Source organism: Stenotrophomonas sp. PE591 (assembly GCF_018320795.1).
Lineage (GTDB): Bacteria > Pseudomonadota > Gammaproteobacteria > Xanthomonadales > Xanthomonadaceae > Stenotrophomonas > Stenotrophomonas maltophilia.
Window position 1 is genome coordinate 194190 of sequence record NZ_JAAOKO010000004.1, and the last position, 15318, is coordinate 209507.

Annotated in this window: 13 protein-coding genes; 5 read left to right on the forward strand and 8 right to left on the reverse strand. The window is 66.8% G+C overall.

Annotated features, from left to right (window positions below; all coding sequences use genetic code 11):
• The first annotated feature begins 20 nt into the window (after positions 1-20).
• Entirely contained in the window at positions 21-2450 is a 2430-nt protein-coding gene (locus tag JLDANKMP_RS12805; protein WP_212561310.1) for a TonB-dependent receptor, read from the forward strand.
• Positions 2451-2545: 95 nt separating this feature from the next.
• On the forward strand, positions 2546-3418 hold the full coding sequence (gene blaL1 / locus JLDANKMP_RS12810) for a L1 family subclass B3 metallo-beta-lactamase (protein ID WP_212561311.1): 873 nt from the start codon (positions 2546-2548) through the stop codon (positions 3416-3418).
• A gap of 122 nt (positions 3419-3540) precedes the next feature.
• Here blaL1 and JLDANKMP_RS12815 read toward each other — a convergent pair whose 3' ends face one another.
• Complete coding sequence (locus tag JLDANKMP_RS12815) at positions 3541-4077, reverse strand: DUF411 domain-containing protein (RefSeq protein WP_212561312.1); 537 nt, start codon at positions 4075-4077, stop codon at positions 3541-3543.
• Between the two features lie 651 nt (positions 4078-4728).
• Between JLDANKMP_RS12815 and JLDANKMP_RS12820 the strand changes: the two genes are divergently transcribed.
• A complete protein-coding gene (locus JLDANKMP_RS12820) occupies positions 4729-5730 on the forward strand; it encodes a DUF4034 domain-containing protein (RefSeq protein ID WP_343237740.1) in 1002 nt (333 codons plus the stop codon).
• Positions 5731-5748: 18 nt separating this feature from the next.
• On the opposite strand, the gene JLDANKMP_RS12825 is transcribed toward JLDANKMP_RS12820, so the two are convergent.
• Positions 5749-8031, reverse strand: coding sequence for an FdhF/YdeP family oxidoreductase (locus tag JLDANKMP_RS12825; RefSeq protein ID WP_212561314.1), 2283 nt, complete (start codon positions 8029-8031; stop codon positions 5749-5751).
• Between the two features lie 244 nt (positions 8032-8275).
• On the opposite strand from JLDANKMP_RS12825, the gene fdhD reads away from it, so the two are divergent.
• The gene (gene fdhD / locus JLDANKMP_RS12830; RefSeq protein WP_212561315.1) at positions 8276-9115 is read left to right on the forward strand and encodes a formate dehydrogenase accessory sulfurtransferase FdhD; all 840 of its coding nucleotides are present in this window, start codon (positions 8276-8278) and stop codon (positions 9113-9115) included.
• Between the two features lie 374 nt (positions 9116-9489).
• On the opposite strand, the gene JLDANKMP_RS12835 is transcribed toward fdhD, so the two are convergent.
• Positions 9490-10026 (reverse strand): peroxidase-related enzyme, encoded by a 537-nt coding sequence (locus tag JLDANKMP_RS12835; RefSeq protein WP_212561316.1) that lies wholly within the window; start codon positions 10024-10026, stop codon positions 9490-9492.
• A 106-nt stretch (positions 10027-10132) separates the two neighbouring features.
• On the opposite strand from JLDANKMP_RS12835, the gene JLDANKMP_RS12840 reads away from it, so the two are divergent.
• Positions 10133-11050, forward strand: a complete 918-nt coding sequence (locus tag JLDANKMP_RS12840; protein ID WP_212561317.1) for an AraC family transcriptional regulator — start codon at positions 10133-10135, stop codon at positions 11048-11050.
• A 113-nt stretch (positions 11051-11163) separates the two neighbouring features.
• Here JLDANKMP_RS12840 and JLDANKMP_RS12845 read toward each other — a convergent pair whose 3' ends face one another.
• The 5 genes from JLDANKMP_RS12845 to JLDANKMP_RS12865 all read right to left on the reverse strand — a co-directional run bounded on the left by JLDANKMP_RS12845 (position 11164) and on the right by JLDANKMP_RS12865 (position 15317).
• The gene (locus JLDANKMP_RS12845) at positions 11164-11724 is read right to left on the reverse strand and encodes a TetR/AcrR family transcriptional regulator (protein WP_212561318.1); all 561 of its coding nucleotides are present in this window, start codon (positions 11722-11724) and stop codon (positions 11164-11166) included.
• 4 nt (positions 11725-11728) lie between these two features.
• A complete protein-coding gene (locus tag JLDANKMP_RS12850; protein WP_212561319.1) occupies positions 11729-13261 on the reverse strand; it encodes an MFS transporter in 1533 nt (510 codons plus the stop codon).
• Positions 13262-13412: 151 nt separating this feature from the next.
• A complete protein-coding gene (locus JLDANKMP_RS12855) occupies positions 13413-14156 on the reverse strand; it encodes a hypothetical protein (protein ID WP_212561320.1) in 744 nt (247 codons plus the stop codon).
• A complete protein-coding gene (locus JLDANKMP_RS12860; protein ID WP_212561321.1) occupies positions 14156-14776 on the reverse strand; it encodes a DUF3299 domain-containing protein in 621 nt (206 codons plus the stop codon). Before JLDANKMP_RS12860 ends, JLDANKMP_RS12855 begins: the two co-directional genes overlap by 1 nt.
• On the reverse strand, positions 14766-15317 hold the full coding sequence (locus JLDANKMP_RS12865) for a DUF3299 domain-containing protein (RefSeq protein WP_212561322.1): 552 nt from the start codon (positions 15315-15317) through the stop codon (positions 14766-14768). Before JLDANKMP_RS12865 ends, JLDANKMP_RS12860 begins: the two co-directional genes overlap by 11 nt.
• Position 15318 lies beyond the last annotated feature (1 nt).

The following is a 15318-nucleotide window of genomic DNA, read 5'->3' on the forward strand; positions in this document are numbered from 1 at the left end:
CCCTTCCGAAGGACCCCCGCATGACCCGCCCTGTTCCGCCTGCCGCCCTGCGCCGGCTGGCCCCTACCCTGCTCGCTGCCTGCCTCTGTGCGGCCCTGCCCGCCACGGCGCAGACCGCTGCATCCGCGCCCGTCGAGCTGCACCTGCCGGCCGGCCCGTTGCAGGCCTCGCTCACTGCGCTGGCGCGGCAGAGTGGCATCCAGCTGCTGTTCGCCGCCGACAGCGTGAGCGGCCGCAGCGCCCCGGCTGTTGATGGCCGCTACACCCCGCGTGAGGCCCTGCAGCGGCTGCTGGCAGGCCAAGGCCTGGCGATGCAGGAACGTTCGCCAGGGGTGTTCGTGGTGAGTGCCGCGCCAGCGCCGGCGAAGCCGCGCATCCCGGCCCGGGCCGCATCATCGGCGCCGTCATCCGCCTCGACGACGTCGCTGGCCCGCGTCACGGTCTCGGCCTCGACCGCGCGCATGCCGCAGGGCGAGACCGCCATGCCCAATACCATCACGGTGCTGACCCGCGAGGACATCGCCCAGCAGCTGGCATTGGGCTCGGATGTGTCGCGGGTGCTGTCGTCGCAGATCCCGGCGTTTGCCCCGGCGCGCGAGAAGATGTCCAACTACGGCGAAACCATGCGCGGCCGCGGCATCCTGTACATGGTCGACGGCGTGCCGCAGTCCACGCCGCTGCGCGATGGCTCGCGTGATTCGCACACCATCGACCCGGCGATGATCGAACGCATCGAGGTCATCCACGGTGCCAACGCGCTGCAGGGCATCGGCGGTACCGGCGGCATCGTCAACATCATCACCCGCAGTGCGCCCAATGAGCCGGGCGCGTTCCTGCTCGACACCAATGTCAGCTACAGCGCTGCCGTGCCCAGCCGCCACGACGACAATGGCCAGCGCGGCTCGGCCCTGGTGGGCGTGCGCGGCGAGCAGTTCGACCTGGTCGCTGGCCTGGCCTATGAGAAGCAGGGCCTGTACCACGACGGCGAGGGCCGATCGATCGGCACCAACGCGCAGGGCGAACTGATGGACTCGACCTCATCGAACGTATTTGCCAAGCTGGGCTGGAACATTGCCGACGGCCACCGCCTGCAGGTCATGGCCAACCGCTACGAACTGCGCGGGCTGGACAACTACCTGGCCATCAACGGTGACTACCGGACCGGTCGCCCGACCATTTCGGTTCCCGGCGATACGCCGCTCGATCCGCCGATGAACCGCTCGCGTTCGCTCACCTTGGACTACAGCGCCGCCGACCTGCTCGGTGGCCGTTTCCAGGCGCAGGCCTTCGCGGTGGATTTCGAAGGCCGCTACGGTGCCAGCCAATGGGACCCGTGGGGCAACACCGGCGCCAATGCCGCCTGGGACCAGACCCAGAACGAATCGGACAAGCGCGGCTTCAAGCTGACCCAGAGCTGGAGCCGCATCGCCGACACCACGCTGGACGTGACCTTGGGCCTGGACGGCCTGCGCGACCGCACCCACCAGGTGCTGCTGGCCAGTGGCATGAACTGGGTGCCGCAGACCACCTACCAGAGCCTGTCACCGCTGCTGCAGCTGCACTGGTGGCCGACCGATCACCTGATGCTGTCCGGCGGCCTGCGCTACGAAAAGGGCGAGCTGGAAGTAGGCGACTACACCACCCTGCCCCGTTACGGCGCACGCAAGGTGGCCGGTGGCAAGCCGACCATGAGCGAGACCCTGCCCAACTTCGGCGCGGTCTGGTACATCAACGATCGCCTCAACGCCTATGCCTCGTATTCGGAAGGCTACACCGTGGCCGACGTCGGCCGCGTGCTGCGCGCGATCAACCGCGACGGCCAGCGCGTGGACAGCCTCATCGACCTGTCACCGGTGGTGTCGGACAACCGCGAGATCGGCCTGGAGTACGACGATGGCCGCTTCAGCGGTGACATTGCCTACTACACCTCCGAATCCAAGCTGGGTTCGGTACTGATCTACGATCCGGGTATCGATGCCTATGCGGTGCAGCGCCAGGCCACCCGCGTGGAAGGCTTTGAAAGCAACCTGCGCCTGCGGCTGGGCAACAGCCACCTCGGACTGGGCTATGCACGCGCCAACGGCCGCTACGACGCCAACATCGACGGTCGCCTCGACAGCGACCTGGCCGGCGTCAACATCGCACCGAACCGGCTGACCGCGTTCTGGGAACAGAGCTGGACGCCGCAGCTGAGCACCCGACTGCAGGCCAGCCATGCCTTCGACCGCGACTTCGTCCTGCGTGGCGCGCGGGTGGCCGAGTTCAAGGGTTACACCACCGTGGATCTGGTCGCGCGCTATACGCTGGGCAAGCATGCCTTCACGCTGGGCGTGCAGAACCTGGCGGACAAGCAGTACATCAGCTACTACTCGCAGACCACGCCGTCGAACCCGAGCTATTTCTCCGGCCGCGGCCGGGTGCTGACGCTGGGATGGCAGTACCGGTACTGATCCATGGCGTCCTTATGGGAGCCATGAAATCTATGCGAGACGCGATGAAGGAGGCCCATGCTAGTTTCTGGGCCTCCTTCAAGCGGACGTGAATCATGCGTTCTACCCTGCTCGCCTTCGCCCTGGCCGTCGCTCTTCCTGCCGCCCACGCCAGCGCCGCCGAGGCACCGCTGCCACAACTGCGGGCCTATACCGTGGATGCGTCCTGGCTGCAGCCGATAGCGCCGCTGCAGGTTGCCGACCACACCTGGCAGATCGGCACCGAGGACCTGACCGCGCTGCTGGTGCAGACCGCCGAGGGCGCAGTGCTGCTGGATGGCGGCATGCCACAGATGGCCGGTCACCTGCTGGACAACATGAAGCTGCGCGGCGTGGCCCCGCAGGACCTGCGATTGATCCTGCTCAGCCATGCGCATGCCGACCACGCCGGCCCGGTCGCCGAGCTCAAGCGTCGCACCGGCGCGCATTTGGCGGCCAATGCAGAAACGGCGGTGCTGCTGGCGCGCGGCGGCAGCAACGACCTGCACTTTGGCGACGGCATCACCTATCCGCCGGCCAGCGCCGACCGCATCATCATGGATGGCGAAGTGGTCACGGTGGGCGGCATCGCATTCACCGCGCACTTCATGCCGGGGCACACCCCGGGCAGCACCGCCTGGACCTGGACCGACACCCGCGATGGGAAGCCGGTGCGCATCGCCTACGCCGACAGCCTGAGTGCACCGGGTTACCAGCTGAAGGGCAATCCCCGTTATCCGCGCTTGATCGAGGACTACAAGCGCAGCTTCGCAACGGTACGGGCGCTGCCCTGCGATCTGCTGCTCACCCCGCATCCGGGCGCCAGCAACTGGAACTACGCCGTCGGCAGCAAGGCCAGCGCCGAGGCACTGACCTGCAACGCCTACGCGGATGCGGCCGAGAAGAAGTTCGACGCGCAGTTGGCCAGGGAAACGGCCGGGACCCGCTGATTCCGAAGCGTCGAGCTTGCTCGACGGAGCCGCAGAGCAGTCGAGCACGGCTCGACTCTGCAAAGAGCAAGTCGGCCGCGAGGAAAGGTGCCGGTCAGACCGACCGGCACCACCACTGGCTGTCAGCCACCTTGCCCGTGCTGGGCGAACGGTTCGGTGATGCCATCGTTGCGCACCAGCTCGACGGTGTACGGCTGCACGTAGCCATCCGGCATTTCCATGCCCGGCGAACCGGCCGGCATGCCGGGCAGCACCAGCCCGCGCGCGGCCGGGCGTTCGGCCAGCAGGCGCTTGATGTCCTCGGCCGGGATGTGACCCTCGATCACGTAACCGCCGATCTCGGCGGTATGGCAGGAGGCCTTGCCGACCGGCACGCCCAAGCGGACCTTGATTGGATTCATGTCATCGGTGTCGCGCACATCGACCTGGAAGCCGGCGGCCTTCAGGTGGTCGACCCAGATGCCGCAGCAACCGCAGCTGGCGGTCTTGTGCACGATGGCGACCGGCAAGGCTGGATCGATCTTGGCCGGGCTGGCCTGGGCCGGTGCCGGTGCTTCGCTGGCGACCGGTGCCGCGGAGGATTCTTCGGCGGCACGAGCGCAGGCGGTGGTGGCCAGCACGGTGCCCAGCAGCAGGCCGAGGGAGAGAGTACGGTTCATTGAGTGATTCCTTTGCAGAGGCGGGCAACGTAGCCCGCCGCCCGCGCATCGAAGGCGCGGGCAGAGTCGAGAAGAAGTCGAGCAGCTACGGCAGGCGCGTGAGGCCTGCAGGAAATCACGCGATGGGGGGCCGCAACGGATCGAGTATCGGCGGCGGTGCGCGTTGCTGGGTATTGGCCGGAACAGGCGCCTCGCGCCAGGGCGAGGCCGGTGTTCCGTTCAATGTCGCCAGCATGCCAAGACAGGCCGGCGGGCATTCGCACTCACCGCTCTGGCAGGCCGCCGGGGCCGCATCATCGCAGCAGCCGGCCGCAGCCATCGCGGCTGAGTGCGGTGCAGCGCAATGCTCCTGGCTGGACGGCCCGCTGTACGAAGATGCAGCGAGCGCCAGCGCCGGTGCATTCAGCACCAGGGCGACAAGCAACATCCAACGCAGCAGCAGGCCAGGCAGGTTCACACGCCGATGATAGCCGATGCAGGCGCCCTCAGTGGGCTGGCAACGACCCTGACAGCTTGACAACCACGCGGTCGACTTGCGCGACGCCCCTTGCTATGGCGAGATGGCAATCGTGCCACCCTGCCTTGCCACGCCCCTGCCCCTGTCCCCGACACGGAGTTCCCCTCATGAATGGATTCATGCGAACACTGCTTGTGGTGCTGCTGTTGTCGTGCGCGACCATCACCCACGCCAAAGAACCAAGCGAAGATGAAGCAAGCGAACGCGCTGAAGTCTCCCGGCAGGCACAGCAACTGCTGGAGAAGCAGGATTTCGCCAGACTGGAGCAACTCGCCAGTCGTTACCGGGATACGGATCGCTACTTCAGCAGTGGTGTCTGGAAGCTTTCGGCGTACTACGTAGGCATCGGCTATGCCTTCAGCATGAGCAACCGTGACCCGGCCTACTGGCAGGGTCGCGAGAAGCTCGTGCAGGCGTGGATCTCGCGCTACCCCAGGTCGCCGTCGGCGCGCCTGGCCATGGCTGAGATGCTCAGCCGCCAAGGCTGGAGCATCCGCGGCCCCGGCTATGCAAATACGGTGAAGGAAGAGGACTGGGCACCGTTCAAGGCGCTGCAGCAGCAGGCCGTTGACTACCTGCTGAAATACAAGGGCATCGCCAGCACGGACCCGTACTGGTACGAGTCGATGGAACACCGGGCGATCGAACAGAGTTGGGATGCAGACCGCTTTTTCGCATTGCATGACGAAGGCATCGCGCGCTATCCGGGCTACTTCCCGCTCTACTTTGCTGCCGTGCGCTATTTCGCTCCGAAGTGGGGCGGCGATCCGGCTGGCCTGGAAGCCTATGCTCGCAGGGTCATGGCCGCGGCCCCACCGCAGGACCAATACATGCTGTACGCCCGTATCTACTGGGTTGCCTCGCAGCGGGAGTACGAGGACCGTTTGTTCACCGATTCGAAAGTGAACTGGCCGACCATGAAACGCGGCTTCGAAGACGTGCTGTCACGTTATCCCTCGCCATGGAACCTGCAATCATTCGCGTACTTCGCCTGCCAGGCCAATGATCCCGTCAAGGCCCGTGAACTGCTGGCGCAGATCCAGGAACCGATCGTTGGCGCTTGGCGGGATACGGCCAACTATTTCCGTTGCTCCTTTGCTCTGGATGAACCCAACCCACATGCCGAAGGCCCATAGGACTGGATTCATTCACTGCTAGGCGACCGCCGCCATTGCACTCATCCGCACCGGGATCGACTTGGCCGCTGGGGTACCGCTGACCCGATCGTAGTAGTCCAGCGGCAACAACGGGTTCAGTTCGGGGTAGTAGCCGGCCAGCGCGCCGCGCGGCATCGGGTAGTCCAGCACCGTCAGGCCCTCGACGCGCCGCTGCACGCCATCGCTGCTGATCGTCTCCAGGCTGACCAGCGCCTCCTTCTCCAGCCCGCGTGCCAGCCGGTCCTCGATGTTCATGAACAGCACCATGCGATCGTTGTACACGCCGCGGTAGCGGTCGTTGTAGCTGTAGATGGTGGTGTTGTACTGATCGTGCGAGCGCACCGTGGCCAAGCGCAGCATGTCCGGATCATGTACGGGATCGTCCACGTCCAGCCCAGGCATCACCAGGATGTTGGCCTTGCCATTCGGCGTGGGCCACACCCGGCGGCGCGGCGGAATGTCCAGATGGAAACCGTGTGGCTGCTGGATGCGCTCGTTGAAGCCGGTGTAGATCTCCGGATACACCGCAGCAATCAGCTCGCGGATGGATGCGTAGTCGTGCATGCAGCTGGCCCAGTCAACCCTGCTGTCGGGCAGCGTGGCCAGCGCCATGCGGCAGACGATCTCGACCTCGGGCAACACATCGGCGCTGACCGGTTCGAGCACGCCGCGCGAGGCGGTCACATTGGACATCGCGTCCTCGATGGTGACGAACTGGTCGCCGGCCGGCGTGACGATGCGCTCCGAGCGCGCCACCACCGGCAGGATCAGCGCATCGCGGCCATGAACCAGGTGCCCACGGTTGAGCTTGGTGGCGATGCCCACGGTCAGGTCCAGGCCACGCATTGCCTCGTACGCGCGCGGCGTATCGGGCACCGCATGGATGAAGTTGCCACCCAGGCCGATGAACACCTTGGCACTGCCCTCCAGCATCGCCTCGATGGATTCGACCACATGGTGGCCATGCTCGCGCGGCGGGTCGAAACCGAACACCTGCTGCACGCGGTCGAGATAGGCCGGCTTGGGCTTCTCGTCGATGCCGACGGTGCGGTCGCCCTGCACATTGGAATGGCCCCGGATCGGCCCGATGCCAGCACCGGGCTTGCCGAAGTTGCCACGCAGCAACAGCAGGTTGGCGACCTGCTGCAGCAGGCGCGAGCCGTACTGGTGCTGGGTCAGCCCCATGCCGTAGCAGATCACGGTGGCATTGGAGCGGATGTAGATCTCCGCACAGCGACGGATCTGCGCCTGCGAAATGCCGGACACCTGCACGATCTCGTCCCAGTCCTGCGCCATCACGTCTTCGCGCAGCGCCTCGAGGCCCACCGTGTGTTCGGCGAGGAATGCATGGTCGAGCACACGCTCACCCTGCGCCTCGCGCTCGAACATCACCTTCATCATGCCCTTGATCAGGGCCAGGTCGCCGCCGATGCGGATGTGCACGAACTCGCTGGTGATCTCGGTCGAACCGAACGTGGCCATCTGCACCATGTCCTGCGGCTCGGCGAAGCGGATCAGCGCGCGCTCGGGCATCGGGTTGACCGCCACGATCGGAATGCCGCGTTTGCGCGCCTCGACCAGGTTGCTCATCATCCGCGGTGAATTGGTGCCGGTATTCTGGCCGATCACGAAGATCGCCTCGGCGTGCTCGAAATCCTGCAGCACGATGGTGCCCTTGCCCACCCCGATGGCCGGCGGCAGGCCGCGGCTGGTCGGCTCGTGGCACATGTTCGAGCAGTCCGGAAAATTATTGGTGCCGAACTCGCGCACGAAGATCGAATACAGGAACGCCGCTTCGTTGGGCGTGCGTCCGGAGGTATAGAACTCGGCCTGGTGCGGGCTGTCCAGCGCCTGCAGGTGGCGGCCGATCAGTGAGAAGGCATCGTCCCAGCTGCACGGCACGTAGTGATCGGTGGCCGCGTCGTAGCGCATCGGCTCGGTCAACCGGCCCTGCATCTCCAGCCAGTAGTCGGTCTGCGCCATCAACTCGGTAACGGTATGCCGGGCGAACAGCTCACGACCGGCACGGAACTGGGTGGCTTCCCAGGCCAGTGCCTTCGCGCCGTTCTCGCAGAACTCAAGCTTCTTGCGTTCGTCGGCATCGGGGAAGGCGCAGCTGGGGCACTTGAAGCCACCGGGCTGATTCATCGCCAGCAACGCCTTCGACCCCTTGCCGATCACACTCTGCTGCAGCAGCACCTTGGCGGTGGCTCCGGCGGCACCCCAACCACCGGCGGGCTGGTTGTAGGGCTTGTAACGCGGCGGCTTCTGCTCGGACATGTTCGGGAACCTGACGGGAGGAACGCAGCAACAATGGGCACAACGCGGTCCGGCGGCGCTTTCGAACGCACAGCCAGCCCCACAGTCAAACACGGCCTGCACGGCTTCGCCAGTGGGTGCGCGCTGTTTTCAGCGCAGCCTGCCATGACAACGGTTACACCTGCGTCAGCGCATGGCCACTGCGCTATTCTCGATGGCGTGGGTGGTCCACCACCTGCGCATCTCCCCTGTCCGGACGCGCTGCATGCCTGATTCGACCCCACCGCACACCCCGCCTGCCGGCACGGCGCAGCGCCCGTTGCAGCGCTGGCGCAGCGAGGGGCGACAGCCCTTGGTCGACGTGGTGGCCGAGGAAGTGCCGGTGGCGCTGCGTTACAACGACGCCGCCTTCGCGGTGATGATGGCCACGCCCTGCGACCTGGAGGACTTTGCGCTTGGGTTCTCGCTCAGCGAGGGACTGATTGCTACGCCCTCGCAGCTGCTGTCGATCGACATCCGCCCACAGCTGGAAGGCATCGAACTGCAGATGACCGTGGCCGAGGAGGCACCCGGTGCCGATCTGGACCCCGCCAATGGGCGCCTGCTGCCCGGCCGTGGTGGCTGCGGCCTGTGCGGCACGCGCCAGCTGGAAGAAGTGCTGCGACCGCTGCCGCAGATCCGCGAACGCCGCAGCTATTCCGCCACCGCCCTGCAGCGGGCGGTGGCGACCTTGGCGCAGCACCAGCCGATGAATGCGGCAAGCGGTTCGGTCCACGCCGCGGCCTGGGCCGACGCCAGTGGGCGCATCGGTTGGGTACGCGAGGACGTGGGTCGCCACAATGCACTGGACAAGCTGATCGGCGCCCTGCATCACAATGAACACACGATCGAGGGTGGGCTGCTGGTGATTTCCAGCCGGGCCAGCTACGAAATGGTGAGCAAGGCAGCGCGTGCGGGAGCCAGCGTGCTGGCGGCGGTTTCGGCGCCGACCGCGCTGGCGATCGACCTGGCCCGCAGCGCCGGCCTGTGCCTGGTCGGGTTCGCGCGGGAGAGCGGGTTCAATGTGTATACCCATCCCGAGCGGCTGCAGGCAGACGACAAGTAGCATCGACTGGGTAGTCGTCGACTGGGTAGAGTCGACTGTCAGTCGACTGCTCTTCGTTCAGCCCCCCCCCGAAAACCCCGCGCTGCGCGCGATAGTCGACTGACAGTCGACTCTACCCGGTCGGCTCCATTCAGACCGGCCCGGGCGACCACTGCCACCCGGGCCGAACCGAATCTCAGCGCAACGCCACCTTCGGGAAGTCCACCGGCACGTCAAACGCTACGTTGTAGAGTCGACTGTCAGTCGACTGCTCTTCGTTCAGCCCCCCCGAAAACCCCGCGCTGCGCGCGATAGTCGACTGACAGTCGACTCTACCCGGTCGGCTCCAATCAGACCGGCCCGGGCGACCACTGCCACCCGGGCCAGGCCAGATCTCAGCGCAGCGCGACCTTCGGGAAGTCCACCGGGACGTCGAATGCTACGTTGATGTAGTTGGTGAACAGGTTGAGCGCGACGTGGGCGAGGATCTCAACGATCTGCTCATCATCGAAGCCAGCCGCACGCAACGCCTGCACATCGCCATCGGCAATCTGCGCTCGTTGCTCGACCACCTTCAGCGCGAAGTCCAGTGCAGCGGCGGTAGCCGGATCGCTGGACTGGCCGATCTGCGCGGCGGCCATCTGCTCGCCGCTGGCGCCGGCCTTGCGGCCCAGCGCGGTGTGCGCGGCCAGGCAGTACTCGCAGGCATTGCGGTTGGCAATGGCCACGGCGATCTGCTCGCCCAGCAGCGGCGACAGGCGACCGCCGCCCAGCGCGCCGAACGAACCCCACATGCTCTGCAGCGCGGCCGGCGAGTTGGCTACGGCACGGAACATGGCCGGGGTGGCGCCGAAGGCGGCGTGGACCTGGCCCAGCAGGGCCTGACGGTCGGCGGTGGTGTTGGCGGCATCGATCAGGGGGACACGGGACATGGTGGATCTCCTTGGGAAAGCGCCCGGAATTGGACGACCCGCTCATCCTAGGTAGACTCCATGGACGAATCAGGCGCAATAAACCACACATGTTGTCCATTCATCCATGAACGTGTCCGCCGACACTTCCGCACCCGACCGCCTCTCCTCCCTGCTGGAACGCTTCCGGGTGCAGGCCGCGCTGTTCCACAGTGGTCCGCTGTGCGGGCGCCATGTCTTCGAGCCGCAGCCCGGTCGTGCCTTCCTGCACATCCTGCGCCAGGGTGAAATGGAAGTCCGTCATCCCGGGGGCGATATTGCGCTGCCCCGGTTGAAGATCAACACACCCAGCCTGCTGCTGTATCCGCAGCCGCTGCACCATGTGTTCTTCAACGCACCGCTGGATGGCCCGGATTTCACCTGCGCCACGCTGGACTTCGATGGCGGCGCGCGCAATCCGATCGTGCAGTCGTTGCCACCGGTGATGGTGGTGCCGCTGGCGGCGATCGGCGAACTGGATGACACCCTGCACCTGCTGTTCGCCGAGGCCGATCGCCAGCGCTGCGGCTCACGGCTGCTGACCAACCGCCTGTTCGAGGTGGCGCTGATCCAGATCCTGCGCTGGGTGGTGGACCACCCGGATGCGGCGGGCGTCAGCCATGGGCTGATGCGCGGGCTGTCCGATGCGCGGCTGGCCCGTACGCTGGTGGCGATGCACCAGGCGCCGCAGGACGAATGGACGCTGCCGCGGATGGCTGCGACTGCCGGCATGTCGCGCAGCGCGTTCGCGGCCGTGTTCAAGGAGGTGATGCAGGCAACGCCGGCCGCTTATCTGCTCGACTGGCGGCTGAGCCTGGCCTGCGCGCAGCTGCGGGCAGGCGTGGCGGTCAAGCAGGTGGCGATCGAGGTGGGGTTTGCCGATACCGCCTCCCTGTCGAAGGCGTTCCGCAAGCGGTTGGGGGCATCGCCCAGGGCGTGGCTGGCCGCGAGCGCCGCGCAGGCTGGGCAGACGCGCGAGGGGCAGAGTCGACTGTCAGTCGACTAGCGCGCGAAGCGCGGGGTTTCGTGGCCTGACCGAAGAGCAGTCGACTGACAGTCGACTCTACCGAAGCGGCATTTTCGTGGCCTGACCGGAAGGCGGTCGAGCATGGCTCGACGCTACGAGTGCGGTGACCCGTCAGACTTCGCCAACAACCCGGCGATGCGCTCGGCAACACGGGCGCGCACGCCTTCGTCCAGCTGGCCTTCGTACATCGCCTCGTAGATCCACAGGCCATCGGCGGCCAGGCGCGCCACGAAATTGTCGAGCGTCGTCGGATCGACATTCCCGGCCTCCGGCGCGGATGGTGCCCAGCGCCGTACCGCCGGTCCCCACGGACGCTCGCCCGCCTCCGGGTCGGCCGATTCCAGCATGAACATCAGTTCGGCACGGGTGGCACTCTGCGCCGAGACACGCACGAAGGTCTGGTAGCGCTCCAGTGCCGTCGCTTCATCCGCACGCTTGCCCAGCAGTGTTTCCATCGACGCCTCCCAGGCCTGCACCAGGTGCTCGTCGATGCCGCGCAGCAGCGCCTCGCGCGACGGGAAGTGGTACAGCAGGCCGCCGCGGGTCAGCTTGGCCTCGGCCGCCACCGACTCGAAGGTCACCGCACGCACGCCGTCACGATTGATCACGTTGACGGCGGCGTCGAGGATGCGGTCGCGCTTGCTGGTTCTCATCGCTTCATTTTACGCGATCGGCCGCACCTTCGCGGCTGCCAACGCGGCCGCGCAGCAGGCGCGCGATGATCGTCGCGCCCATCGCCAGCACCGCCGTGATCACCAGCAGCACGATCTGGTAGCCACGGTCATACGCGGCCGCAGCCAGTGCGAACCACTCGCCATGCCCACTCTCGCGTGCCACGTGCAGCGCCTGGGTGAAGCCTTCGCGGGCAAGCGCGGGCATGTCCACCGAGACTGGCAAGAAGGCGCTGTACATCGCGGCGCTCAGGCTGCCCAGCATCGCCACCGCCAGCAGGCCGCCGAATTCGTAGGACACCTCTTCGACCGACGAGGCCATGCCCGCGCGGTGTGCCGGAACATTGTTGAGGATGGCGGTGGATGCCACCGAGATGGCCGAGCCCATGCCGAAGCCGGTGATGGCCATACCAGCCACCACCCAGCCAAGGCCGTGCGGGAAGCCGAACGCCACCACGCCTACGCCCAGCGCACCTGCGGCCAGGCCGCCACAGATCAGCGGGCGCAGGCCCACCCGATGCAGGATGCTGCCGCCCAGCAGCGCACTGGGCAGGCTGCCCAGTGCCGCCACCGAGACCAGCAGGCCGGCCTGCAGCGGCGTGAAACCTGCCACCAGCTGGAAGCGCTGGGTGGTGACCAGCTGCAGGCCGGCCATCGCGAACAGGGTGAACACCGCCGACAGCGTGCCGGCCAGGAACGCCGGGTTGCGGAAGATCGCGAAGTCCAGCAGCGGGTACGGCAGCTGTTGCTGGCGGCGCGCGAACGCCGCGCCGCTGATGACGGCCAACAGCAGCGCGCCCGCGCCCAGCGCATACGACGGCGGCGTAGCGATCAGCGACTTGATCGCCAGCACCAGGCCGGACAGTGCCGCCAATGCCAGCACCGAGGACACAAGATCCCATGGCCGCGAGGTGTCGCGCTGGCCTTCCGGCGCCAACAGCAGCGTGGCCACGAACGCGACCACCACCACCGGCACGTTGATCAGGAACACCGAGCCCCACCAGAAGTGCTGCAGCAGCCAGCCGCCAATGATCGGTCCGAGCGCCGCGCCGACGATGGCCACCGAACCCCAGATCGCGATGGCGATGTTGCGTTCGCGCTCTTCGTGGAAGCTCAGGCCGATCAGCGCCAACGTGGCCGGCATCATCGCTGCCGCACCGACCGCCAGGAAGGCACGTGCGGCAATCAGCTGCGCTGCGGTGTCGGCGAACGCCGCTGCCAGCGAGGCGACGCCGAACACCACCAGGCCGATCAGGAACATGCGGCGATGGCCGATGCGGTCGCCCAGCGTGCCCGCACCCAGCAGCAGGCCGGCCATCACCAGCGGATAGGCGTTGATGATCCACAGCGCCTGTCCGGCACTGGCCGAGAGTTCCTCGGTCAGCGTCGGCAGTGCGGTGTAGAGCACGGAGTTGTCGAGCGTAACCAGCAGCAGGCCAGCGGCGACGGTAAACAACAGTGCCCAGCGGCGGGCACGCGACAGGGCCGGAGCACCGGCCAAGGGCTGGGACAAAGCCATGGGAGGACCTGGTGGGGGTGGAGTACAGCCATAACTATACCGGATGTCCTGTATAGTTATGGCCTCGGTAGCCAGCCGATTCAGCTTTTGTAGCGGACAGCCTGCTCGTCGGACCGCCAGCCAGGCATGGCCTCGCTCTACTGGTGAACGATTACCGGCAGTCCTCCGGCAGCGCGGCGATCGCCGATACCACCGCCGCCTGCATCCCCTGCCCTACGGCGGCGTCCAGCTCGCCACCAATGTCACCATGCTGGCGCCGCAGTTCGTCCTCGCACAGGCCGCGCACGCGCGCACGGGCATTCGCGCGCAGGCTGCTGCACCGCCAGTCGGTGCCACCCAGCGGCAGCACCGAGTACACCACGCTGTTGCAGGCGTTGCCGGCGCGCTGCTGCAGCGACAGCCCACCGAAATCCCGCGGTTCGCTGCTGCGTTGCGGGTCGAAGTAGCTGTCCGGGAACGTGCGCGCGTACTGTTCGATATCCACCGCCATGCTGCGCCCACCGGCCAACGGCATCTGCAGCGGCTGCCCGCACTGCGTCACATCGGCGCGGTGCTGGATGTACTGGTAGATCGGCCGGTCCAGCGATGGATCCTGCCGGGTCACCGCGCTGACTGCCGCCAGCACCGGCAGCGATGCACGATTGGCCATGCGCGCCAGCAGTCCCGCCTGCGCTGGCTGGCAGCGGTCGCGCACTGTTGCCGCAAGCAGGAACAGCACGTCGTTGCGGAATGCGTGGTCGTCACCCAGGCGCTGTTCGATGCGCTGGCTGGCATTGGACGTCGGCGCCGGAAACGCGACCGCAGGCGGCGCGATGGGTGCGCGCTGCCGCTGCCACCACAGCAGCACCACCGCGCTCAGCAGCACCCCGGCAGCCATGAGCCATCGCCTGCGCATCAGTTGCGGATCGCCGTCAGCGTGGCCGCAGCGGCATCGTAGGACGCGCTGGCGATGTCCGCGTCGAAACGCTTCACCTGCAGGCGGCCGGCAAGCCGGTATGGATCCCAGAGATCGCCCAGCGCGATCGGTGTCGCCAGGGTCACGTGGATGATCTGGTTGGGCGGCGGCGGTGGAACATGGATGCAGGCCCCGTAGAACGGTACGAACAGCAGTTCATCCACCAATCCTGCATCGTTGGTGCCGAGCGGCACAACGTAGCCATCCAGATCCACCGCGCGACCATCGACAGCATCGACCACTCGCGAAGAGCCGAACTGCTTGGCGCGATCCGGGCTGGAATGGTCGATTTCCTGCCCCGGCGGCGTGCCCGAACCAGTGTCGTCAATCAGGCCACCCACGCCGTCCATGCCATTGCGTGACAGGCCGATCTGCGGCGGCGGTCGCTGGTAGGTCACTTCGTCGGGTCGCAACGCGTCCCAACGGTCGATGGGGGCTTCGGCCGTGGCGGAGGGCGCCGGTTTGTCCTGCGGCGTGACCCCCACCGCATCGCCGCCAGGCGCCGTACAGCCCACCAACCACAGGCATCCCAACGCCAGCAACAGGTGACTACGGTTCATAGGGCCTCAACTGTGCGTCACGCATGGTGTAGGCCGAACCGGCCAGATCGTCGTCCAACCGTTCGGCACGCAGAGTGCCGGCCAGGAAGAACGGCGAGTACATGTCAGGCATGTCGATCGGGCGCGGCAGCACCACGTGCACGATCTGGTTCGGCGGCGGTGGTGGCACGTGGATGCAGGCGCCGTAGTACGGCACGAACAGGAATTCGGTCAGCCGCCCGTCCTGCGCGTTGGCCAGCGGTACCACGTAGCCCGGCAGGCGCACTGGCCGCTGCAGCACCGTGTCCACGGTGCGGAAGGTGCCGAACTGCGGCATGCGCCGGTTGCCGTTGTGCTCGACCTCCGGGCCCTCGCCGCGTTCCAGCGCGGCCAGCTCGTCCTTGGGCATCATCTGCAGCCAGTCCAGCTCCTGCTCTGCCGCATCCGTAGCGTCAGCGCGGTCGACAACCGGCGCGGGTGGCAGGGCCTGCACACCGGTATCCACCGGCCGCTCGCAGGCAACCAGGGCCAGTACCATCGGCAGCGACAGCATCCAGCGCATG